Source organism: Proteiniborus sp. MB09-C3 (assembly GCF_030263895.1).
GTDB lineage: Bacteria > Bacillota > Clostridia > Tissierellales > Proteiniboraceae > Proteiniborus.
In genome coordinates, this window is sequence record NZ_CP127161.1 from 1238223 (window position 1) to 1261175 (window position 22953).

Sequence of the window (22953 nt, forward strand, 5' to 3'; positions counted from 1 at the left end):
ATGGCGACAGTAAGATAAAATCGGAGGTGTCATATAGAATTATGATTAAATATCCTGAACCAACTGTAAGTGCTATTATTTATAATCCTGAAGGGAAAATATTACTATGCAAATCTCATAAATGGGAAAACAAATATGTAATTCCTGGAGGCCATATTGAATTAGGAGAAAAAATGGAGGAAGCATTGAAAAGAGAGATACTAGAAGAGACAGGTTTAGATATTTATGATATTAAGTTGATTGGCTTAAAAGAAAGTATATATAGCGATACGTTCTACGAGAAGAAACACTTTATTTTCATTGATTATCTATGTAGGACAGACTCAAACCATGTTTCCTTAAATGATGAAGCAGAAGAATATGAATGGGTTGATATAAAGGAAATTGAAAATTATGATTTAGGGGGATTTACAAAAGAATTATTATTGAGATTAAGAAATAAGAATGAACCTCAAGATTATATAGAGATATTTTATAATTATTAGAGGTAGTTTTTCTTTCAAGGTGACACAACATAAAGAAAAATATTTAGAGTTAGAGTTTAAGACAAGAAATAGGTATGGTAAATAAGTAATAAATGCATAATTCATTTGGGGATATGCTTATTGCTATTTTTCAAACAACAAATAAAGTGAAAAATAGCAATAAGCAACTTTTTTGATGTTAACATTTTATATCTATTGTTTATCTATGATCAATTGACGTTGTAGGAATTAAACAATGTTTGCATTTAATAATTGATGCTTTGAGATAGTATGTAAGCTATTACCTTCTTTGTGTTATAATATGCCAAAGAAGGTGATTTTTCATATTAAAAGAGAGATACGACTTTATCATTTTTTAAAGCAGAGAAGTAAATTACTGAATATTAACTGGGAGTGTTTTTAATGGCTTCAAATAAGTGGGATACTATTGATATAGATACCAGTGAAGGTAGAGTAAAGGGGATTGCACCAATTATTATTTCAGCGAGCCGTTCAACAGATATACCTGCATTTTATTCTGAGTGGTTTATTAATAGATTAAAAGAAGGATATGTTAAATGGATAAATCCCTTCAATGGGAAGCCACAATATGTATCTTTCCACAAGACTCGAGTAATAGTATTTTGGACGAAGGATGCTGAGCCTATTATCCCACATCTGAAAGAGATTGACAGTAGAAGAATCAATTATTATTTCACATTTACAATAAATGATTATGAAAAAGAAGGTTTTGAGCTAGGGGTAAGGAGATTGGACAGAAGAATAGATACCTTTAAGAGGCTTTCAGAAAAGATAGGGAAAGAGAAAATGATTTGGAGATTTGATCCACTAATAATTACGGATAAAATTAACGTGGAAGCCTTATTAGATAAGATTGCTAAGATTGGAAATGGGCTTCCAGATTATACCAATAAACTTGTAATAAGCTTTGCAGATATTTCTGCATATAGAAATGTACAAAATAATTTGAGAAAAAATAATGTTAACTATATTGAGTTTACTCCTGAGACGATGGAAGCTGTAGCTAAAGGATTGTACGAGATTAATAAAGATTGGAAGCTAGAAATAGCAACTTGCTCAGAAGGCATTGATTTAAGCAGATATAATATTAAAAAGAATAAGTGTATTGATGACGATTTAATGATTAATGTGTTTTCAGATGATAAAGAACTAATGGATTTTTTAGATTATGATAATATTGGCAGCACAACGAAAGCTAATGAGCAAATACAATTAAACTTTATTGAAAACACGTACGAGTACATCCTAGGAAAGAATGCTGATAATAGCTTTGATAGATGGAGAAGGCTTAAAGACAAAGGGCAAAGGGAATGCTGTGGATGCATAATAAGTAAGGACATTGGGCAATACGATACTTGTAGCCATCACTGTATATACTGTTATGCCAACAAAACACCACATATTGCAAAGAATAATTATCAAAGATATTTAAAGTCTAATAAAAATGGGGAGTCAATAATTTGATATAGGTGTAAATTATAAAATATGATTTTTAAGGAAAGCACGGCGTCAGATTGTATATCAATTTGACGTTTTTTTATTATGTATAAAAGCTTAAGATTGTAGCATTCTAAATATTCCCATAACATAATAGTAATATCGCCATCAATATAAAAATAGTATTAAGTATCATCTTTTTTAGGTAAATATGTTAAGGGGTGTTATTTTAATGAGGTTAGTAATGATAAGAAAAGAAGTACTATTAGTTTTACCTTTACTTATAATAGGGATAGTCTTTGTGTTTATGGAAAAAAACGATTCAGTTCCTACAATGTATCTGCCTATTACTGATAAAATAATAGCCATAGATGCAGGGCATGGGGGAATTGATCCAGGGGCAGTAGGGAAGCAAGGAGTTGAAGAAGATGAAATAAACCTTCAAATAGCTTTAAAGCTTAGAAAGTTAATAGAGGAAAATGGTGGGATAGCTATACTCACAAGAAATGATGGAGAAGGTCTATATACTGGAGAATCAAAAACCGTCAGAGATAAAAAGAATGAAGATCTTAGAAATAGAAAAATAGAAGTCAATAATAGTGAACCAGATGTATTATTGTCAATTCACTTAAATAGTTTTCCAAAATCACAATATTATGGAGCACAGACCTTCTATAAAGCTGGATGTGAGAAAAGCAAAAATCTAGCATACTTAATTCAAGAAGAGCTTAAGAATGTATTAGATAAAAATAATAAAAGAATTCCTCAGTCAAGAGACAATATTTATTTAATAAGAGAAGCAGAAGTCCCAGCAGTTTTAGTTGAATGCGGTTTTTTATCAAATCTCCAAGAAGAAAGCAAGCTAAAAGATCCTAAGTATCAACAAAAAATAGCATGGGGAATTTATATAGGAGTTATGAGATACTTTAATGAATATGAAAAATGACTGTGAATCAGAAATACTAAAAATGCCATTTCAATAGATAATGAAAATCATAATTTGCTGTGTTAATAATATGTGAATAATATTTTGTGGATAACTTCAAAGACTGTGGAAAACCTATTATTATGTAAAGTATAGCCTTGTATTACTTTTAAATTAGATATTAGTTATGTTTACATAAGTTATCCACCACCGATTGTGGATAATGTGGATAAAGTGGATAGAAAATTGAGAATCTATATCAACTGAAAGAACTAGGAATTAAGTACTAATTATCTTAGATATTTAGTTGCAAAGATATAATGGAATTTTTCTATAAATAAAACTTTGATAATTTTAGATTCTATAATAGAATATGAATAAGGCAATGGATAAAAATTTATGCTACTTTGGCGACAAATGAATCATAAGGTGGTTGATAGAATGATAAAAAATAAATCTACTATAATTGGGGCTATAATTTCTCTAATATTATTAACAGTATTCGTTTTTTTAGCTATAAAGGTATCAGCAATAGATGGAGGAATATTATTTGATCATAAGATTATTTCTTCTGTTCATGAAAATATTAATCCAGTTGTAAAGAATTTTATGATTGCAATTAGTTTTATGGGATCAGCCAAATTTTACTTTATTATAGCACCATTTTTAATATGGTATTTACTAAAGAAAAAGCATTGGATAGAGCTTTGTGCCTTAATAATATCTATATTGGGAAGTGTATTAATAAATCATTTATTAAAAATATCCCTTGAAAGAGCTAGACCCTATGAATTCTTTTTAGTTGAGCAAGGTGGCTTTAGCTTTCCCAGCGGGCACTCAATGAATACTCTTAGCTTTTATGGAATGGCTGCATATCTTTACTTAAGGAACAAAAAGTTGGACTTAAGCAAAGTACTTATTTGGATATTTACCATAGCTTTTATAGGTCTTATGGGATTCAGCAGAGTATATCTAGGAGTGCATTGGCCTACAGATATAATCGCAGGCTATAGTGCGGGCTTTATATGGATATATATATGTATATTAGGTGTAGAGGCTGTACATAAAAGATTAAAATATAAAAGCGACTAACTTAAAACAAATTAGTCGCTTTTGTAATCCTAGAGATTTTTGATAGAATATATTGATGCGTTAAGTATTGATTAATGTTTTTTATTTATAGACTTATATTTTTCTCAGATAATTTAGCTTCTACATATTTCTGAATCATTGTCTTAATAACGGCTGTGACAGGTACTGCTAGAAGCATTCCCATTACTCCAGCTACTCCTCCGCCAATGGTTACAGCAGTTATTATCCAGAATGGACTTAGGCCTACATGCATACCCAGTATCTTTGGACCTAAATATAACCCATCAAACTGTTGTAGCAGGAATATAAATATTAATACCCATAATGCTTTAATTGGGCTGTAGAACAAAGTGATTACAGTAGCAGGTATCATGCCTATAAATGGTCCGAAGTAAGGTATCATATTGGTTACACCTACTATAGTACTTAATATCAATGCATAAGGTGTTCTTAGCATAGCCAAGCCTATAAAACACAATATGCCTATTATAGTTGAGTCAATTATCTTTCCAATTAAAAAGCTGGAAAACTGCAGATTGCATTCTCTACCTACTTCAATTATTTTTTCTGCTTTCTCAGGTGTAAAAATAGCATACATAAGAGCCTTAAATTGCTTTTTAAATAATTCCTTATCCTTAAGCATGTATATAGATATGATTAAGCCTAAGGCAAGGTTTATCAAGATAGATGTTAAAGCTGATGTAATAGATATAAGCTGAGCTATGGTTCTATTTAGTACTGGGTTTAAGTAAGAAGTTATTTGATTAATAATATTAGAAAGATTTTCATAGAGATAATCTGTTACTCCAAATCTATCCAGTATACCAAAATTCAAAGTATGGGTGTTAAAATATTCTTCAGTGATTTTAACGAACTTTGGAATTTCATTAAATAAATTTTTCAAGCCTATTGCAATTTTAGGAGTAAGAATTGTTATTATTAAAGTTATGCAAACCAATAGTATTGCATAAACAATCAATATGTTCCATATTCTTTTGAATTTAAACCTTTTTTCAATTTGACAGAGCAATGGATTTAGTATATAGGCAATGGAAAATGCCCATATAAGTGGCTGCAACAGAGTAATGAACGGCGAGAATGAGCCGGGAACAGTGATGAATTTGAATAATAGTATTGATATAATTATGATCGGCAATAAGTGTAAATAACCTCTTTTTTTCTTCATAGTAATCCACTCCTAAATAGTAATTATCTTCATTATATCATTAGTTAAGCAGAAATCGTATAGTATAGGAATTTTGTTTATTTATTAATTTCTTTTTTTATCTCATTAAGAGCACGTTTAAATTTGTCTATTTTTAAATGTGGAAAGGCTTTAATAATTCTCTTATGTGAGGAACTTCGCTTTTGAAGTAATTCCTCGTATTCTGCCTTAAATCCTTTAATTTTATGTCTAATATCAATTAACACTTCACTGATATCTTCTTTCTTCCCATGCAATACTCCTTCTAGTTTAGCTACCACTTCCTTCTTTTCTTGAACTAAGTGTTCCTTAATAGCGGCTTTATCAAGATTTTCTAGTTTTTCTGTCAAGTCTCTAAGTAATTGATGCAGCTTTAAAATATTTGCTACAGTAGTGACAAGATCTATAGACATCCCAATAAGTATGATATAAGTCAGACTATATATTATAGAAGACGGAATAGAATGTATAAACCCTTCAATAAATGGATGGATAAATAAAACAACTATTGAGGCTGCAATACCCCAGATAACAGAGAAGCTTAAGCAAATATAACCGCTTAAGTTATATGGAACATTACTGTAGTCCCACCATTTTGCATGAAATATCGATTCTAATAAATAGCCAGTTATATATTCTAATACAGAAGTAACAAATACAGCACTAAAAAATAATAATATAATATTGCTGCTAACAGGTCTTAATAACAATAATACCAACAAAACACCAAATCCATAAACAGGGCAATATGGTCCGGCTAAAAAGCCACGGTTAATAAATCTATTTTCTTTCCAATATGCATAACATACTTCTGTACACCATCCTAGAAAAGAATAAACTATGAAATAACTAAGTAATTCTTTAATAGAAATAGAAAAAAGGTAAATATCATCCATATGATTTCCTCCTTTAGCATATAGGTATTATAGCATAATAAAAAAAAGAAGAGCAATAAAAAAACTATAGATATTATATATTCAAATGAAAAAAATAGTATAATAATATTATGACTATACAAAGATAAGGTGGAGGTGATTTTATGGACATTCAATTAAAACCATATAAGAAGGATTTCGAATATGCATATTCAATAGGAGTATTTCCAACATTAGAATTACTTAAGTATAAGAAAGAAGAAGTCCTAATGGTTCTACTAGGCTCTGCTGGTAAGGAAAATGAAGGAGTAAAAAAAATAATAGATTTATGTAATGAATATAATATTCAAATTCAAATAAATGATAAGGCTATAAATAGAATATCAAAAAAAGAAAATAGCTATGCTGTAGGAGTGTTTAAAAAATATGAGCAAAGGCTAGATGAGCAAAAGAATCATGTTGTATTAGTGAATCCTAGTGACATGGGAAACTTAGGAACTATTATAAGAACTATTTTAGGCTTTGGAATAAAAGATTTAGCAATAATTAGACCTGGAGTGGATATATTTGATTCTAAAGCTATAAGAGCATCTATGGGAGCCATGTTTAGACTTTCGTGTCAGTACTTTGAAGATTTCGACAGCTATAATGCTACATACAATCGAGATATATATACATTCATGCTCAATGCAAAAAAAAGTCTGCATGAAATCCAAATAGAGGCTAACAGACCATTTTCATTAGTCTTTGGAAATGAGGGAAGTGGTCTAGGGGATGAATTTAAAGACATAGGTACAAGTATAATAATTCCCCATAGCAATGAAATAGACTCATTGAATCTTTCCATTGCAGTGGGGATAGCAGTTTATGAGTTTACGAAAAATTTATAAATCCTTCTAGAACTCAGGATGATAGTCTTCATGTCATACTGAACGTAGATACATTCGCTTCGCTCAGTATGACAGTAAAAATAGTAGTAGAATTATTCTATAAGCCTTATTGCTCCTCTAAATCTTCTTCCCCAATGGCGTTCAAGCTTACTAATAAGCAGACCGCTCTTTGGAGACATGTGAACAAATTCCCTATTGCTTATCATGATTCCCGCATGGGTAATTACATCATGACTGATTACGAAATAAGCCAAATCAAGAGGTTGCAGCTCGTCAATACTGACATTCTTGTAGCCTAAGCTTTTTATACCCCGGATATATCTTTCAGGATCAGTTCTATACCATTCTTCTTCTATAGGCTTTCCATCATCACTTGGAATGTCTATTCCAAAATCTTTGTAAAAAAGCTTTATAAATCCAAGACAATCGATGCCTTCCTCTAAATTTCTTCCATTACGGAGAAATTTAGCATACTGATATTTTCTAATACCTTCGTTAATTTTTTCCTGGATATTTTTATTCATAGGAATTATCCCTCCAAAATATGTATATGAAGTAAATAAACAATCATATTACATAATATGAATTGACTATGTAAATATTGAATAGATAGTAAAAAATATATTTTCCCTTGTATGGACACATTTGTAAAACCTATAAGGCAAGCATATGTTATAGATAAATTTAATTGTTAATAATGTGACAAGCTTAATATAATTATATATGGTAGTACAAATAAACAAGAATGGAGTGATAACATGAGGAATGCAAAATGGAAGATAATAGGCTCAGGAGCAGTGCTAGGAATACTTGCAGCACTACTTGTGAAGTTTGGCAACCCAGTGAATATGGGCATATGTGTTGCTTGCTTCTATAGAGACATTGCAGGAGCCTTAGGTCTTCACAGAGCAGCAGTAGTACAATATATAAGGCCTGAAATAATTGGATTTATACTTGGTGCATTTATATTTGCTAAGGCCAAAGGAGAATTTAAGGCAAGAGGTGGTTCTTCACCAATTTTACGTTTCGTATTTGGATTTTTCATGATGGTAGGTGCATTAGTATTTTTGGGCTGTCCACTTAGAATGATTCTAAGACTTGCAAATGGAGACCTAAATGCACTAGTAGGCTTAGTAGGTTATATAGTCGGTATTTTAGTAGGTATACAGTTCTTAAAGAGAGGCTTCACGCTGGGCAAGAGTACAAAACAACCTGAAATATCAGGATACATAATGCCTGTAATAGCAGTAGTATTATTAATATTCTTAGTTGTAGCACCTGCATTCATATTCTTTAGTACAGAAGGACCTGGATCTAAGACAGCTCCTATTTTAATGTCATTAGCAGCAGGACTTATAGTAGGACTAATGCTTCAAAGAACTAGACTTTGTACAGCAGGTGGATTTAGAGATGCATTTTTAATAAAAGATTTTCATTTTTTATGGGGTATAATAGGAGTATTTGTATTTGCACTTATAAGTAATCTAGTATTTAATCCAGCTGCCTTTAAAGTTGGTTTTGCAGAGCAGCCAATAGCACATAGCGAACATTTGTGGAACTTCTTAGGTATGGCTTTAGTAGGTATTACAGCAGTGTTACTTGGAGGTTGTCCATTGAGACAAACTATTCTAGCAGGAGAAGGAGATACAGATGCAGCTGTAACTATACTAGGATTAATCGTAGGAGCAGCATTTGCTCATAACTTTGGTTTGGCATCTAGTGCATCTGGAACCACTGCAAATGGAAGAATTGCAGTTATAGTTGGATTCGTAGTAGTCATAGCTATTGCAATATCAGTGGTAGCTACAGCAAATAAGAATAAAAAGAATTTTGCTCAAAAAGAAGGGGGTCAGGTAAATGGCTAATATAGTTGATGCAAGAGGAAGATCTTGTCCTGAGCCAGTTATAATGACTAAGAAAGCAATAGATAGTGGATGTGAAAATATAGAAGTTCTTGTGGATGCAAAAGTAGCAGTTGAAAATATCAAGAGATTTGCTACTAGTAAGGGATACACAGTAAACGTAGAAGAAAAAGAGGATGAATTTACTCTAAATATAAGAAAATAGGTGGAGCTGTGAGAAATTATTATTGCATAGTTACATTTCATACTACTAATCATGCTCTTACATTTGAAAAGATGTTAAAGAGAAAAGGAATAGATGTTAAGCTAATGCCTGTACCTAGACAAGTCAGTTCAAGCTGCGGAACAGCAGCACAATTCCCATGTGAACTGAGAGATAAAATTAGTACGATATGCTTGGAGCAGCATATAGAAATAGATGAAATTCACAAAATAGAAGAAAAACATAACAACGGGATATTGTCAAAATTGTTTGGGCAGACAAGCTAAAAGGCAGAATTGATAAGGGATATGTGCAAAGAGCCATATCCCTTATCTTTATTATTTCACACTTCTAATGGAATTTGAGTTTACTTCTCTACAGATTCAAGATATTCATCGTAAGTCGTTATTCTATCAATTAATCCCGAAGGAGTGATTTCAATAATTCTATTGGCTATGGTTTGTATAAACTGATGGTCATGAGAAGTAAATAGAATGTTGCTTTTATAATCCCTAAGACCATTATTTAACGCTGTAATAGATTCTAGGTCTAAATGGTTTGTAGGCTGGTCTAAAAGCAAAACATTTGCCGTACTTAGCATCATCTTAGAAAGCATACATCTTACTCTTTCTCCACCAGAGAGTACTTTAGCTTTTTTCAAGGCTTCTTCACCTGAAAACAGCATCCTACCTAAAAATCCTCTCAAATAGCTTTCGGATTTTTCTTCAGAGAATTGACGCATCCAATCTACAAGATTTAATTCCACATCATTAAAGAATTCAGAATTATCCTTAGGAAAATAAGCTGTAGTTATGGTAACACCCCATTTAAATTCTCCACTATCAGGCTCCATTTCTCCCATTAGTATTTTAAACAGCGTAGTATTAGCTATTTCATTTTCTCCTACAAAGGCTATTTTATCATCCTTAGCCACTGTAAAACTAATATTATCTAATACCTTTACTCCATCTATGGTTTTTGACAATCCTTCTACAGATAAGATATTGTTACCTACTTCTCTTTCTGGCTTAAAGCCGACATAAGGATATCTTCTACTAGAAGGCTGGATATCATCTAGAGATATTTTTTCGAGAAGCTTCTTACGAGAAGTTGCTTGCTTAGATTTAGAAGCATTTGCACTAAATCTGGCAATGAATTCTTGAAGGTCCTTAATTTTTTCTTCTTTTTTCTTGTTTTGATCCTTCATCATTTGAAGCGCTAGCTGACTTGATTCGTACCAAAAGTCGTAGTTACCCACGTACAGCTTTATCTTTCCAAAATCTATATCAGCCATATGAGTACATACCTTATTAAGGAAGTACCTATCATGAGATACTACTATGACAGTGCCCTCAAATTCTATTAAAAATTCTTCAAGCCATGATATAGCCTTGATATCTAAGTGGTTAGTAGGCTCATCTAGTATTAAAATTCCTGGCTTGCCAAATAAGGCTTGAGCAAGAAGAACCTTAATCTTATCATTTCCTGAAAGCTCTTTTACTTTTTTATCATGCATTTCTGTACCTATGCCTAGGCCTTGAAGTAGAGAGGAGGCTTCGGATTCTGCTTCCCATCCATCTAATTCTGCAAACTCACACTCAAGCTCAGAGGCTTTTATTCCGTCTTCGTCTGTAAATTCTGGTTTAGCATACAGAGCTTCTTTTTCCTTCATTATTTCATACAGTCTTGCATTTCCCATTATGACAGTTTCTAATACCTGATGTTCATCATATTGGAAATGATCCTGCTTTAATACAGACATACGAGCATTAGGAGCTACACCTACTTCTCCTGTAGTTGATTCTATTTCACCAGATAAAATTTTTAAAAATGTACTTTTTCCTGCGCCATTTGCTCCAATAACTCCATAACAGTTTCCCGGAGTGAATTTTATATTTACATCTGAAAAGAGCTTGCGCCCTCCAAACTGTAAGCTTAAATTTGTAACAGTAATCATATAAAAATACCTTCCTTCCCTAAATTAACAATCCTCGTGATATTGTACCATAAAAAGAACTAATATAGAAGATTTAAAATAAACCCAATTATATATAAAAAAATAAGCCTTATTTTGAATAAGGCTTATTTTGGGAAAAGCTTGTCCATTGTTAGGATAAAGAATATGTATTGTTATATGGATTTAGTACAGCTAGGTTTAGTTAGCAATCAAACTTATAAATAATTTATTCTCTAATTGGTTCAGGATTTATTTCACCAAAAGGAACAACGATATAATCTCTAATAGGCTCTGGATTTATTTCGCCTGCTATAGAAGCCTTAACTTCTCTAATAGGCTCTGGATTTATTTCTCCTGCCAAAACTATACTGCTGAAACTACTTAAAATTATTAGAACTGATAATAGTACAAGTATTTTCTTTTTCATTATTTATACCTCCTTTTCTTTTTTTAATAGATTTATTATTATATCTTCTGCTGCTTTATGATTATTTTGTTTCATATAATAAAGCAACAGTTTGAGTACTAGTGTAATTTCTTCGTTTAATTTAATATTACTGAATTCATTTTCTAAGATACTCATTAAATTATGTAGCTTATCTATCCAGTTTGCTTGAATGTATAATTCTACTAAACTAGAAATAAATTTTTTATAAAGATTATGTTTTCCGCTTTTTTTTGATAAAGCTAAGGCTGCATTCAAATGTTTTTCAGAAGCTTCGTAGTTTTCTAAATATAAATATATATTAGATGTTTCATAATATATTTCAGGAAGATAAAATGAGTCTTCATTTACATAAGGAAGATTCATCATTACTTTGTCAAAACATTTAATCACTTTCTCTTTATCGTTTTTTGCTATGTAAATTTGTATTATGTTGATGTAAGCTACACAGATTTCATCAATGTCATTTTTTTCTTCTGATATTTTTAATATTTCATTATAGCTTTTCAATGCTCTAGTATGCTTTCCAGTTCTAAAATGACAAACTCCCTCTAGCATTAGTACCTTTTTTAAATCTTTATTACTGCTATCTTTAAAATATTTTTTTGCATTGTCTAAGGCTATCAAGCATTTATCAATTTCCAATAGATATTTATATCCCAGTGCTTTATTATAATAAAAAGCACCTTTATATTTATTTGGTATACTTTTTTGGCTTAACAACATATAGTCACATAAATTAATTGCTTCCTCATTTTTTCCTGTGATGATGCAGTTATATACCAGCTTTAAAGCAAGCTTGTACCGTTCTTTCATATTTGGATAATCATAAGAAGCTTCTAAAGCCTTGAAATAATAATAATATTCCTTATTTAAATTATTTGAAATATAAAAAATATCTCCTAACAATTCATATATTTTTACTTTTTTATCTACTAAATCCCATTGATTTAAAAAAGCTTCTATTTCGTTTAGTTTTTCTGATTCAATATAGAATTCTTTTTTAATTAAAATATTTTCTAGTTCCTCTATATATGTATCTGCTTTTTTCCTAGCATCATATCTCTCAGGGTTAAGTAGGTCTTCAGGCTTAATAAAAATACTTATATCTCTTTCATACATAATTTTATTCATGTTTTTAGCCATAATATTAGCTGCAGTATCATATAATACAGCTCTGTTGTTTTCAATAAGACTGATTAAGTTTCTAGTAATATCCTCACCGGCTATTTCATGCTGTCTTAATCCCAATTCTTTTCTTATTCGCTTTAAGTTTTCTCCTGCAGAAACTTCATTTTCATTTCTCATAAAGACCAGCCCTTTAACTTGAATATTTTTACCTTGAAATAAGGATACCATATAAAAAAAATAAAGTAAAGAGGTTTACTTACATTTTTTTATGTTTTTCACTCTTTCGGCAATTTAAAAAACAAAATTTGTTACTATCCATTAAAATAGTGAAAGTAAAATTTATCAAATGTACGTTACTTGATATATAAAAAAATAAGCCTTACTTGAGTAAGGCCTATTTAGGAAAAATTTATATATTGTTAGGATATAAAGAATATGTATTGTTATATGGATTTAGTACAGATAGGTCTAATTAGCACCTAAACTTATAAATAGTTTAGTCTTTGGTAGGTTCTGGAAAAATCACACCATATGTGTTAACTGAATCTGGTCTAGTAGGTTCTGGGAATATAGGACCTGCAAAAGCTATGCTACTTAAATTACTAAGAATTATTACTAAGATTGATGATAATATAAGTATTTTCTTTTTCATAGACTATCCCTCCTTTTCTTTTTGTAATAAGTTGGTTATTATAATTTCAGTTGCTTTATGATCATCTTGGCTTACATAATAAAGCAACAGTTTAAGTACCAGTATAAATTCTTCGTTTAATTTAATATTGTAAATTTTATCTTCTAAGGAATTCATTAAATCACGTAGTTTATCTAACCAATTTGCTTGAATGTATAAATCTATTAAAGTAGAAACAAACTTTTTATAAAGATTGTGGTTCTCGCTTTTTTGGGATAAAGCTAGGGCTGCATTCAAATATTTTTCAGAAGCTTCATAGTTCTCTAAGTATAAATATATATTAGATGTTTCATAATATATTTCTGGAAGATAAAATGAATCTTCATTTACATAAGGAAGGTTCGACATTACTTTATCAAAATATTTAATTACTTGTTCTTTATCGTTTTTTGCTATGTATACCTGTATTATGTTAATGTAAGTCACGCAGGTTTCATCGGCAATATTCTTTCCTTCTAATATTTTCAATAATTCATTGTAGCTTTTTAATGCTTTACTATAATTTTTAGTTGTATAATAACAGATGCCCTCTAATATTAGAACTTTCTTTAAATCCATATTGTTTTTATAAGTAAAATGTTTTTTTGCATTTTTTAATGCCTCTAAAGATTTATCAATTTCTTCTAATTTACCATGAACTAAAGCTATATCATAATAAAAAACTCCCTTAAATCTATCAGGAATATCTTTTTCATTTAACAGCATATAGTTGCATAAGTTAATTACCTCCTCATTTTTGTCTGTGACAACACAGTTATATACTAGCTTTAAAGCTAGCTTGTACCTTTTTTTCATATTTGGATAATCATAAGAAGCTTCTAAGGCCTTGAAATAATAATAATATTCTCTATTCAAATTATTTGAAATATAAAAAATATCTCCTAACAATTCATATATTCTTACTTTTTTATCTACCAAATCCCATTGATTTAAAAAAGCTTCTATTTCATTTAGCTTTTCTGGTTCAATATTGAATTTTTTTTCGATTAAAATATTTTCTAATTTTTCTATATATGTATTAGCTTTTTTCCTAGCGTTATATCTTTCAGGGTTAAGTAGGTCCTCTGGTTTAATAAAAATATTTATATCTCTTTCATACATAATTTTATTCATGTTTTTAGCTATAATATTGGCTGCAGTATCATATAATATGGCTCTGTTATTTTCAATAAGACTGATTAAGTTTCTAGTAATATCCTCACCGGCTATTTCATGCTGTCTTAATCCCAATTCTTTTCTTATTCGTTTTAAATTCTCTCCAGCAGAAACCTTATTTTCATTTCTCATAAAGACCAGCCCTTCAATTTGAAATTATTACCTTGAAACAAGAATACCATATAGAGAAAATAAAGTAAAGGGGTTTACTTGCATTTTTTTAGGTTTTTCAGTCTTTTTTTTACTTTTAATTAATATTATTAATAGAATAAAAGATTTAGATTTATAGAATTGCATTTATTCTTGTATAACTTGGAATATAATGGGGAGGGAGAGTATACATTGAAGGACAAAATCAGAGTTGGGATTGTTGGATACGGCAAACTAGGCAGGGGAGTAGAGATCGCTATTAAACAAAATACAGATATGGAATTAGTAGTTATATTTACTAGAAGACCTGTAAATTCTATAAGAAGCTATGATGAGGATATAAAGATTTTAGATGTCAACATATCAAATGATTATGTAAACGACATAGATGTTATGATTTTATGTGGAGGCTCTGCCACAGATCTTCCAATACAAGGTCCTTATTTTGCAAGCATGTACAATACAGTTGATAGTTATGACAATCATGGGAATATTCCAGAATACTTAAATGCTATGAATAAAGCCTCTATGGCTAGGGGCAAGACTAGCGCTGTATGCATAGGGTGGGATCCAGGACTATTTTCAATGAATAGAGTTTTATTTGATTCTATCCTGTCAAGTGGAATAACATATACATTTTGGGGGCCAGGTGTTAGTCAAGGCCATTCAGATGCCATAAGAAGAATAGCAGGAGTCAAAAATGCAGTTCAGTATACTATTCCTAATGAGGAAGTAGTTAGAAAAATAAGAAGTGGAGAGACTCTCAAATTAGCTACTAGAGATAGACATGTTAGATGGTGCTATGTAGCAGTTGACAAAGGAGCAGATAAAAATAAAATTGAAAATGAAATTAAAGTAATGCCTAATTACTTTGCTGATTATGATACTAAAGTAATATTTATTGATGAAGAAGAAATACAAAAAGATCACTCCAAAACGTTTCATGGAGGTTTTGTCATCAGAAATGGGAGAACAGGAGAAGATTGTTCTACTAATCATGTATTAGAATTTTCTTTAAAACTAGACAGCAATTCTGAATTTACTGCCAGCATATTAGTAGCATATGCAAGGGCTGTGTATCGATTAAACAAAGAAGGGAATGTTGGAGCGAAGACTGTTTTTGATATACCATTAAGCTATATAACTGATAAATCTATAGCAGATTTGTGTAAAAATCAGCTGTGAAGCTATAAATTTCTTTCAGTTTTATTAATATTTAATTTTTAAAATATAGAAAGATTTTTTCAAAACTAGATACAGGAAAATAGTATTTTAAATCTCAATAATTGTTCTAATAGTAGTTTTACTGGTAAAACCTTATCAGATCGTAAAGCATTACTGTGAAAGAAAAATATAATAACTAAAAAAATTCAAAAGGCCTCTTTGGATTATTATGATCTAAAGAGGCCTTTTTCTGGCTCATATGGATCTTCTTCATAGTCGAACTCAGTTTTTTTCTTGGTTGCTTTGTTAGTAAAGACTTTATATTTATTATTATTTCTGCTCATGTTTTTTAATCTATCATAATCGTCCTCTTCATAATCAAATGTTGTCTTAAAAAAACTATTTTTTTTAATGATAATCACGACCTTTCCAATATTGAATAATTAAAATATAGATTTGAAGATTTTAGCACATCTCACAATATTATATTATCACATACAGCTTATCCTGTCTAAGGATACTAAAATAAGTTGCTGTTAAACTAAAAGTCACTACTTGTTTCTCATTATAAACACATTTAAAACATCAAATCATAGCAGAAAGAAAAAATCTTGAATAAAAAAGTTGACCATTGGTCATTATGATGCTATAATCATATTCATGATTGACCGATGGTCATTTTAAAAGGAGGTATTTGATTGGTGTCAAAGGTTGAAAACAATAAAAAGCAAAAGGAAAGCTCTCTATATGACGCTGCCTATAACTTATTTACTACAAAAGGAATAAATGATACAGCCATTAGCGATATAGTTAAAAAGGCGGGAGTAGCTAAGGGGACCTTTTACCTGTACTTTAAAGATAAATATGACATATTAGATAGAATTATTTTAAACAAAAGTGCTCATGTGTTAAGCAAAGCTATTAATCAAACTAAGGTAATGGCATTCGAAAACTTTGAAGAGGAGCTTCTATACTTTATAGATTACATTATTGAATATTTTAAAAGTGAAAGGCTGATGCTCAAGCTAATATATAAAAATTTATCCTGGGGAGTATTCAAAAAAGCTTATAAGGACTATGAAGAAGTATATGAAATATACAGCATGTTTGAGAGAGGATATGAAAAAACACAGCTGTCTAAGAATGAAATAGAAAAGATGTTATTTATGATTATAGAGCTAACAGGCTCAGTATGCTATAGTTCCATAATATTAAAGGAACCTGATGATATAGATGAAATGAAGCCAATTCTTTTTGATACCATAAAGAAAATTATTTAGGAGATGATTACATGAACAAATTTGGCCTTTTTGTAGCAAAGCATAGAAAATTGGTTCTAATAATTGCTACAGTACTATTGCTGCCAGCCATATATGGGGCAGTTATGACAAAGATTAACTACGATATTTTAACCTATTTGCCTAAGAGCCTGGAATCAGTACAGGGTCAGGAAATACTGAACAATGTATTTAACAGCTCTGCAACAGGTATGCTAGTAATCGAAAACATGGAAGCAAAAGATGTAGTAAAGGTAAAGGATAAAATATCTAAGGTAAATGGTGTGGAAAATGTAGTATGGATAGATGATTTTGTAGATATTTCCATACCAAAGGAAATTTTACCAGATGAACTAAAGGAAATGTTCTACAGGGAGAATTCTACTTTGTTAATGATAAAATTTAGCAACGAATCATCATCAGCTGTAACTCAGCAAGCCATAGTAGATATAAGAAGTATGCTAAACAAACAATGTTTCTTGAGTGGAATGTCAGCAGTATTAAAGGATACTGTAGATTTAGCAGACAAACAAATGCCAATTTATGTGCTATTAGCTGTAGCATTGGCAACTATAGTATTGATGCTAACACTAGAATCTACAATTGTACCATTTATAATACTAATAAGCATAGGATATGCCATACTGTATAATTTTGGAACCAATTTAATCTTTGGAGAAATATCTTATATAACTCAATCCTTGGCAGCAGTATTGCAACTAGGAGTTACTATGGATTATTCCATATTCCTGCTTCATAGATACGAAGAAGAATGCAAAAGCATAGAAGACAAGAACCAAGCAATGGCAAAAGCCATAGCGAAAACAGCTTCTTCTATAGTAGGCAGCTCTATGACGACAGTAGCTGGCTTCTTGGCCATAGCTGTTATGGAATTAACCATAGGAAAAGATATAGGTTTTGTAATGGCTAAGGGAGTACTGTTTGGAGTATTATCTGTGCTAACTGTACTACCTGCATTTATATTAACCTTTGACAAAGCTATAAATCGTTTCAACCATGGTACAATACTGCCAGAGTTTAGAGGATTGGCACAATTAGTTACTAAGCATTATAAAGTGTTAATACTTTTAGCTATATTAATATTCTTTCCAGCTTTCTATGGAGAGAAAAATAACGACATCTATTATAATCTAGATGAATCTTTACCAGATGATATGGAATCTATAGTAGCATTTAGAAAGCTTAAAGACGACTACAATATGATGACAACACATATGGTGCTACTATCAAAAGATGTGCCCAATTATGAAATAAAGAAGATGATAGGAGAAATTGAAAAGGTAGAAGGAATAGAAAGCGTGTTATCTTATCAAAAGCTAATAGGACCAAGTATACCAGAGAGCTTCATACCATCTTCGATAAAGGATAGGTTTGAACAAGGGGATTACAAACAAATACTTATTAATTCTAAGTTTAAAGCAGCAACAGAAGAAGAAAATGCTCAAATAGAAATGATAGATAGAATAGTTAAGAAATACGACAAAACAGCTATATTGACAGGAGAAGGAGTACTTACAAAGGATCTAGTGGATATAGCAGATAAAGACTTTAAAAGAGTGAATTCCTTATCTACACTAGCTGTATTTGCCATAATCCTAATGGTATTTACATCATTATTTATACCGTTATTTCTGATAATCCTAATAATGTTAGCTATATTCATCAATATGAGTATTCCTTACTATTTAGGACATTCTATACCATTTATAGCAAGTATAGTGATAGGATCAATCCAGCTTGGAGCGACAGTAGACTATGCCATATTGCTGACTACTAGGTTTAGAGAAGAGCTAAGAAATGGTCATGATAAATTTAAAGCCATGGAGATAACTGTGAGGGAATCTTCAAAATCTATTATTACCAGTGGTTTAACTTTCTTTGCATCTACTGTTGGAGTAGCGATTATATCTGAAATCGAGATTATAAAAAGCTTAAGCTCCATGATAGCAAGAGGAGCATTAATCAGTACAGGTGTAATATTGTTTATCCTGCCTGGAGTACTGATAGCCGGTGAAGGACTTATAAGAGCTACATCTAAAAACTGGAATAATAGTATAAAGAAAAAGATAGGGGAAGGAATGATAGCATATGAAAACAAATAGGAAAACAGCTAAAATACTTACTTTAGTAATGGCTTTATCCATGTTAACATCTAGCATTGCTTTTGCAGGAGGTAGGGTTACCAAGGAGGAAACAGTTTATGTAAACTTAAGCAGTAAAGGTGAAGTCATAGATACAACCTCTAGTATCTGGCTTCATTCTGATTCAATTTTAGAAAAAGTAGAAGATAATACAACACTAAAAGAAGTAATAAGTGTAAAAGGTGATGAGGTACCAACATCACAACAAGGCAAGCTCATATGGCAATCTGATAAAAAGGACATTTATTATCAAGGAAAAACAGACAAAGAACTGCCAATAAAAATAGAAATAAAATATTTTTTAGATGGAAAGCTAGTAGAGCCAGAAAATATTGTGGGAAAATCAGGTGATATTAGGATTACAATAGATATAGAAAACAGAGATAAAAGAGGTACAATCTATGCTCCATATATGATCGCTGCGGCCGTAGATTTACCTATGGATAAATTTACAGATGTAAAAATCAACACTGGAAAAATAGTATCAGATGGTAGCAATCAAATAATCACTTTTGTATCATTGCCAGGATTGAAGGAAAGCTTAGGAGTAGAAAAAAACATAGTAGACCTGACAAATGGTTTAGAAATAAAAGCAGTAGTTAAGGATTTTGAAATGAAGCCTATAGCATTCACTGCTACCTCCGAAATACCTGAAATTAATGGATTAGACGATGCAAAAAATTTAGACGAACTAATAGATGGCATAGAAAAGATAAAGGAAGCCAGCGAAAAATTAAATGAAGCTACTGAAAAACTATATGATGGTCAAGTTAAATTAGATGGTGGAATAGATGAGTTGATAAACGGGGTAAATCTCATATCTCAAAGCGTTGATCAATTAGGACAAGGATTTGTAGGCTTAGGTAATGGCTCAGTGGAGTTTAGTTCTAAGGCTATGGAATTCTCTCAAGGAGCAGCTAAGGCAGCAGAAGGCATAGCTAAGATTCCGGAAAGTACTAAGGCTTTAAGTGGAGGAATGGAAGAATTAATACAAGGAACAGAAGGCCTAAAAAATGGTCAAGACAGTTTAACTCAGGGATTGGACAAGAGCCTAAAAGCATTGGAGCAAATTAAAGCAGGAAAAGAAAAGGAAGGAAAAGCAGTAGGCCTATTGTTAAAAGGTGTAGAGGGACTAGAAACCATAGCTAAAGGCATAGGAAAGATTCCTGGAGCAGATGGATTAGCTGAAAAGATGCTAGAAGGATTAGGACAACAAAAAGTAGCTTTGCAAGAGCTTAAAAAATCTAGCAGCGAGCTATTAACAGCATTGACACAGGTAGAAGAGGGACTAAAGGAAGCAGAAGGAGCATCGGCACAGTTAGCTACAGGAATAGAAAGTATAAATCAAGGACAAAGAAAAATAGGTAGTGGATTAAATGAATTAGCCACAGGCACAGAAGGATTAAAAGAAGCTTCAAGTCAACTAATAGAAGGAAGTAAAGGACTACAACAGGGGGCGGGACAGCTAAAGGAAAATGCCTTGAAGGCAAAAGAAGGCTCAGATAGTTTTGTGGAAGGCTCACAAAGACTTGCGATAGAGGGACAAAAACTGAAAGAAGGCAGCAAACAATTAGTTGAAGGTACAAAAGAGCTAAATGAAGGAATGAACCAGTTTCATAACGAGGGCATAGCAAAAATGACCGATGAAGTAAATAATAACGATCTTGACATAACAAAGGTATTAGAAAACAAAGATCAGTTAGTAAATCTATCAAAGAACAATAAGAGCTTTACAGGAATAAGTGAAGATATGGACGGAAATCTTAAGTTTATAATGAAAACAGAAGGAATAAAGGGTGAAGAAAAGAAACAAAAACTAGAGATAAAGACAGATGTAGAGGAGCAAAAAGGATTTATAAGCTGGCTAAGGAGAATATTTAAAAAGTAGGAAAAAATCAAAGAATATTGTGAGAAAAACCTATGGGTAACCGTAGGTTTTTTATAATGAATAGGAAAGTTCTACTTTATAATATTTGATTAAGATGAACTTTCCGTAATGAGTTTCAAAAAAGGCTTCCTTAATTTATTTAATGCTTCGATAGAAGCCTTCTTTACAATTTATGTTTTCTCTAATAGAAGTCCTATTTCTTAGATAGCATCTTCTTTTTATTTGTGCTTTGTTATATAATGGAAGCTAATACAAGCGATTTATAATTAAAATTGTAAATTTGCAATTAAAGGGGAGATATATAAATGAAAGTTGAGGCTTTAAAGAGCGAGAAAATTGAAGATTTCATAAATTATTGCAAGAAGCACAAAATGGAAATCGATGATTCATTTTTGTATGACGAAGATTTAAGAGATTTTGAACCTAATGAAGAAAATCCTACTTATATAGTAACAGATAATCAGGACGAATTAAAAGCAACAGCTTCACTTATAATGAATGATTATAATAAAAGAGGAAAAAAGGCACGATTTAGGATATTTCATTCAGAAATTGAGGATATCGAATGTTATAAAATGCTCATGCAGGCTATTTTAAAACATACGGAAGGCTTAGACAGTATATTTGTGTTTGTGCCACTTATAAATAAGAAATTGATGAATTTTATTGAAGAACTAAAGTTCATGGCAGATAGATACTCTTTTCTGCTTGTAAGAGAGGATTTAGATGTGCCTGAGTTCAATTTTCCAGAGGATTATACTATCAGACTGCTAAAACCAGGTCGTGATGAACAAATCTGGTGTGATGTTAGGAATGCTGGGTTTGCAAAGCTCAAAGGAAGTGAAATTCCTATTACACCACAAATAGTGTCAAAAATGATTGCAGGAGAAGACAATATAGAGGGTGGTTTAATGGTACTATATCATAAGGAAAGACCTATAGGAATTGTTAGAGGATCAAAGGACGAATATGAAAATTCACCAATAATGAATATAGGACCTCTTGCCATAATACCAGAGTACCAAGGTAAAGGATTAGGAAGAATGTTACTAAGGGCTTCTCTAAACTTTGCAAAAGAAAAATCTTATAAAAGGACGATACTTTGTGTAAATGCAGAGAATGAGAAGGCAAAGGCACTATATATTCAAGAGGGATTCAAGCAGGTAGAGGCTGTTGTATGCTATAAATATGATATATAAAACATTGTGTTTCAAAATCTGTGCACTACTATGCTAATGATTTAGTTTTACCATTAACGTAGTAGTGCACAGATTATTTTACATTAGCTTAAGCTTAGCACTTTCATCATTAAAAAAATAAGACTATATTCTAGGACAAATGACAATAATCTTGTATGGCGTAGTTTGTGCCGGAATGCTCCTTGTAGTTGGTCCATATAAGACAATTAAGTCATGATTTGCAGGGTTTCCAGTAAAGGATTGCCCATTTTCTAATATTATCTGGGTAGAAGGAGCTATATTTAGCTTTAAAGTACCATCGCTGCTTATTAGCTGTTCATCAAAGTAATCCACCTTCACATTATATTCGGATACAAGCTTAGCCATAACAATTGCTTGTAATTGTGGCGGATAAATTAAAGGAACAGCGGCATTTAGATCATAATATCCTATTACTGTATCTCCTATTGACATCATTGCATGGTCTACAAAATAAGTAGTAGGTGTTATTACGAAATTTACAATGCTTTTATCACTTGCTTGCACAGTCATTATTTTATAGCATCCTATCGATTCTTCAGTCCCTGACCCAGTATCATAAATATTTGTTATTACACCGTAAAAAGACCCCCAATTTATCAATTTTATTCCTCCATATCTATATATACTTTCTTACTATATAGCATATGCATTTTTAAAGCGTACAGATACACTTGAATAGATGTGGAAGCCATGTTTCTTACATTTATATAATAATAATTG

The 22953-nt window shown here is 31.2% G+C and carries 23 protein-coding genes; 13 read left to right on the forward strand and 10 right to left on the reverse strand.

Annotated elements, in window-relative coordinates:
• Window positions 1-41: 41 nt before the first annotated feature.
• From QO263_RS05945 to QO263_RS05960, 4 genes are all read left to right on the forward strand, one after another.
• Window positions 42-485, forward strand: a complete 444-nt coding sequence (locus tag QO263_RS05945) for an NUDIX domain-containing protein (RefSeq protein ID WP_285627592.1) — start codon at window positions 42-44, stop codon at window positions 483-485.
• Between the two features lie 402 nt (window positions 486-887).
• Window positions 888-1970 carry a DUF1848 domain-containing protein gene (locus tag QO263_RS05950; RefSeq protein WP_285627594.1) on the forward strand — a complete coding sequence of 361 codons (1083 nt, stop codon included), beginning with the start codon at window positions 888-890 and terminating at the stop codon, window positions 1968-1970.
• A 205-nt stretch (window positions 1971-2175) separates the two neighbouring features.
• Entirely contained in the window at window positions 2176-2889 is a 714-nt protein-coding gene (gene cwlD / locus QO263_RS05955) for an N-acetylmuramoyl-L-alanine amidase CwlD (RefSeq protein ID WP_285627596.1), read from the forward strand.
• A gap of 420 nt (window positions 2890-3309) precedes the next feature.
• Window positions 3310-3960 carry a phosphatase PAP2 family protein gene (locus tag QO263_RS05960; RefSeq protein ID WP_285627598.1) on the forward strand — a complete coding sequence of 217 codons (651 nt, stop codon included), beginning with the start codon at window positions 3310-3312 and terminating at the stop codon, window positions 3958-3960.
• A gap of 85 nt (window positions 3961-4045) precedes the next feature.
• Here the strand turns inward: QO263_RS05960 and QO263_RS05965 are convergent, their stop codons facing one another.
• Window positions 4046-5146, reverse strand: coding sequence for an AI-2E family transporter (locus tag QO263_RS05965; protein WP_285627600.1), 1101 nt, complete (start codon window positions 5144-5146; stop codon window positions 4046-4048).
• A 77-nt stretch (window positions 5147-5223) separates the two neighbouring features.
• Window positions 5224-6060 carry a putative ABC transporter permease gene (locus QO263_RS05970; RefSeq protein WP_285627602.1) on the reverse strand — a complete coding sequence of 279 codons (837 nt, stop codon included), beginning with the start codon at window positions 6058-6060 and terminating at the stop codon, window positions 5224-5226.
• Between the two features lie 143 nt (window positions 6061-6203).
• Between QO263_RS05970 and QO263_RS05975 the strand changes: the two genes are divergently transcribed.
• Entirely contained in the window at window positions 6204-6929 is a 726-nt protein-coding gene (locus tag QO263_RS05975) for a TrmH family RNA methyltransferase (RefSeq protein ID WP_285627604.1), read from the forward strand.
• Window positions 6930-7021: 92 nt separating this feature from the next.
• On the opposite strand, the gene QO263_RS05980 is transcribed toward QO263_RS05975, so the two are convergent.
• On the reverse strand, window positions 7022-7453 hold the full coding sequence (locus QO263_RS05980) for a C40 family peptidase (RefSeq protein WP_285627606.1): 432 nt from the start codon (window positions 7451-7453) through the stop codon (window positions 7022-7024).
• 195 nt (window positions 7454-7648) lie between these two features.
• Here QO263_RS05980 and yedE point away from each other — a divergent pair, with 195 nt between their 5' ends.
• From yedE to QO263_RS05995, 3 genes are read left to right on the forward strand one after another with little or no spacing between them, the layout of a single operon-like run.
• A complete protein-coding gene (yedE, locus tag QO263_RS05985; protein ID WP_285629220.1) occupies window positions 7649-8794 on the forward strand; it encodes a YedE family putative selenium transporter in 1146 nt (381 codons plus the stop codon).
• Entirely contained in the window at window positions 8787-8996 is a 210-nt protein-coding gene (locus QO263_RS05990; protein WP_285627609.1) for a sulfurtransferase TusA family protein, read from the forward strand. The genes yedE and QO263_RS05990 overlap by 8 nt, the downstream gene beginning before the upstream one ends.
• Before the next feature lie 8 nt (window positions 8997-9004).
• Window positions 9005-9280, forward strand: coding sequence for a putative Se/S carrier protein (locus QO263_RS05995; RefSeq protein ID WP_285627611.1), 276 nt, complete (start codon window positions 9005-9007; stop codon window positions 9278-9280).
• An 80-nt stretch (window positions 9281-9360) separates the two neighbouring features.
• On the opposite strand, the gene QO263_RS06000 is transcribed toward QO263_RS05995, so the two are convergent.
• The 5 genes from QO263_RS06000 to QO263_RS06020 form a co-directional block, all read right to left on the reverse strand.
• Complete coding sequence (locus QO263_RS06000; protein ID WP_285627614.1) at window positions 9361-10950, reverse strand: ABC-F family ATP-binding cassette domain-containing protein; 1590 nt, start codon at window positions 10948-10950, stop codon at window positions 9361-9363.
• Window positions 10951-11176: 226 nt separating this feature from the next.
• Window positions 11177-11377, reverse strand: a complete 201-nt coding sequence (locus QO263_RS06005) for a hypothetical protein (RefSeq protein ID WP_285627616.1) — start codon at window positions 11375-11377, stop codon at window positions 11177-11179.
• A 3-nt stretch (window positions 11378-11380) separates the two neighbouring features.
• Window positions 11381-12703, reverse strand: a complete 1323-nt coding sequence (locus tag QO263_RS06010) for a helix-turn-helix domain-containing protein (protein WP_285627618.1) — start codon at window positions 12701-12703, stop codon at window positions 11381-11383.
• A 319-nt stretch (window positions 12704-13022) separates the two neighbouring features.
• The gene (locus tag QO263_RS06015) at window positions 13023-13178 is read right to left on the reverse strand and encodes a hypothetical protein (RefSeq protein ID WP_285627620.1); all 156 of its coding nucleotides are present in this window, start codon (window positions 13176-13178) and stop codon (window positions 13023-13025) included.
• A 3-nt stretch (window positions 13179-13181) separates the two neighbouring features.
• Window positions 13182-14504 (reverse strand): helix-turn-helix domain-containing protein, encoded by a 1323-nt coding sequence (locus QO263_RS06020; RefSeq protein WP_285627623.1) that lies wholly within the window; start codon window positions 14502-14504, stop codon window positions 13182-13184.
• 210 nt (window positions 14505-14714) lie between these two features.
• Here QO263_RS06020 and QO263_RS06025 point away from each other — a divergent pair, with 210 nt between their 5' ends.
• Window positions 14715-15707 carry a diaminopimelate dehydrogenase gene (locus QO263_RS06025; protein WP_285627626.1) on the forward strand — a complete coding sequence of 331 codons (993 nt, stop codon included), beginning with the start codon at window positions 14715-14717 and terminating at the stop codon, window positions 15705-15707.
• A 206-nt stretch (window positions 15708-15913) separates the two neighbouring features.
• Here QO263_RS06025 and QO263_RS06030 read toward each other — a convergent pair whose 3' ends face one another.
• The gene (locus QO263_RS06030) at window positions 15914-16108 is read right to left on the reverse strand and encodes a hypothetical protein (RefSeq protein WP_285627629.1); all 195 of its coding nucleotides are present in this window, start codon (window positions 16106-16108) and stop codon (window positions 15914-15916) included.
• Window positions 16109-16384: 276 nt separating this feature from the next.
• Between QO263_RS06030 and QO263_RS06035 the strand changes: the two genes are divergently transcribed.
• The 4 genes from QO263_RS06035 to QO263_RS06050 all read left to right on the forward strand — a co-directional run bounded on the left by QO263_RS06035 (window position 16385) and on the right by QO263_RS06050 (window position 22212).
• Window positions 16385-16966 (forward strand): TetR/AcrR family transcriptional regulator, encoded by a 582-nt coding sequence (locus QO263_RS06035; protein ID WP_502928700.1) that lies wholly within the window; start codon window positions 16385-16387, stop codon window positions 16964-16966.
• Window positions 16967-16977: 11 nt separating this feature from the next.
• Window positions 16978-19086, forward strand: coding sequence for an efflux RND transporter permease subunit (locus QO263_RS06040; protein WP_285627632.1), 2109 nt, complete (start codon window positions 16978-16980; stop codon window positions 19084-19086).
• Entirely contained in the window at window positions 19073-21013 is a 1941-nt protein-coding gene (locus tag QO263_RS06045) for a YhgE/Pip domain-containing protein (RefSeq protein ID WP_285627635.1), read from the forward strand. The genes QO263_RS06040 and QO263_RS06045 overlap by 14 nt, the downstream gene beginning before the upstream one ends.
• A gap of 305 nt (window positions 21014-21318) precedes the next feature.
• A complete protein-coding gene (locus tag QO263_RS06050) occupies window positions 21319-22212 on the forward strand; it encodes a GNAT family N-acetyltransferase (protein ID WP_285627638.1) in 894 nt (297 codons plus the stop codon).
• Window positions 22213-22335: 123 nt separating this feature from the next.
• Here the strand turns inward: QO263_RS06050 and QO263_RS06055 are convergent, their stop codons facing one another.
• The gene (locus QO263_RS06055) at window positions 22336-22833 is read right to left on the reverse strand and encodes a hypothetical protein (protein ID WP_285627641.1); all 498 of its coding nucleotides are present in this window, start codon (window positions 22831-22833) and stop codon (window positions 22336-22338) included.
• Window positions 22834-22953: the final 120 nt, after the last annotated feature.

What these genes read in the sequence shown, in the direction of transcription:
- QO263_RS05945 (WP_285627592.1), top strand. Translation starts at nt 42, where the DNA reads ATGATTAAATATCCTGAACCAACTGTAAGTGCTATTATTTATAATCCT.
- QO263_RS05950 (WP_285627594.1), top strand. Translation starts at nt 888, where the DNA reads ATGGCTTCAAATAAGTGGGATACTATTGATATAGATACCAGTGAAGGT.
- cwlD (WP_285627596.1), top strand. Translation starts at nt 2,176, where the DNA reads ATGAGGTTAGTAATGATAAGAAAAGAAGTACTATTAGTTTTACCTTTA.
- QO263_RS05960 (WP_285627598.1), top strand. Translation starts at nt 3,310, where the DNA reads ATGATAAAAAATAAATCTACTATAATTGGGGCTATAATTTCTCTAATA.
- QO263_RS05965 (WP_285627600.1), bottom strand. Translation starts at nt 5,146, where the DNA reads ATGAAGAAAAAAAGAGGTTATTTACACTTATTGCCGATCATAATTATA.
- QO263_RS05970 (WP_285627602.1), bottom strand. Translation starts at nt 6,060, where the DNA reads ATGGATGATATTTACCTTTTTTCTATTTCTATTAAAGAATTACTTAGT.
- QO263_RS05975 (WP_285627604.1), top strand. Translation starts at nt 6,204, where the DNA reads ATGGACATTCAATTAAAACCATATAAGAAGGATTTCGAATATGCATAT.
- QO263_RS05980 (WP_285627606.1), bottom strand. Translation starts at nt 7,453, where the DNA reads ATGAATAAAAATATCCAGGAAAAAATTAACGAAGGTATTAGAAAATAT.
- QO263_RS05990 (WP_285627609.1), top strand. Translation starts at nt 8,787, where the DNA reads ATGGCTAATATAGTTGATGCAAGAGGAAGATCTTGTCCTGAGCCAGTT.
- QO263_RS06000 (WP_285627614.1), bottom strand. Translation starts at nt 10,950, where the DNA reads ATGATTACTGTTACAAATTTAAGCTTACAGTTTGGAGGGCGCAAGCTC.
- QO263_RS06005 (WP_285627616.1), bottom strand. Translation starts at nt 11,377, where the DNA reads ATGAAAAAGAAAATACTTGTACTATTATCAGTTCTAATAATTTTAAGT.
- QO263_RS06010 (WP_285627618.1), bottom strand. Translation starts at nt 12,703, where the DNA reads ATGAGAAATGAAAATGAAGTTTCTGCAGGAGAAAACTTAAAGCGAATA.
- QO263_RS06015 (WP_285627620.1), bottom strand. Translation starts at nt 13,178, where the DNA reads ATGAAAAAGAAAATACTTATATTATCATCAATCTTAGTAATAATTCTT.
- QO263_RS06020 (WP_285627623.1), bottom strand. Translation starts at nt 14,504, where the DNA reads ATGAGAAATGAAAATAAGGTTTCTGCTGGAGAGAATTTAAAACGAATA.
- QO263_RS06040 (WP_285627632.1), top strand. Translation starts at nt 16,978, where the DNA reads ATGAACAAATTTGGCCTTTTTGTAGCAAAGCATAGAAAATTGGTTCTA.
- QO263_RS06045 (WP_285627635.1), top strand. Translation starts at nt 19,073, where the DNA reads ATGAAAACAAATAGGAAAACAGCTAAAATACTTACTTTAGTAATGGCT.
- QO263_RS06050 (WP_285627638.1), top strand. Translation starts at nt 21,319, where the DNA reads ATGAAAGTTGAGGCTTTAAAGAGCGAGAAAATTGAAGATTTCATAAAT.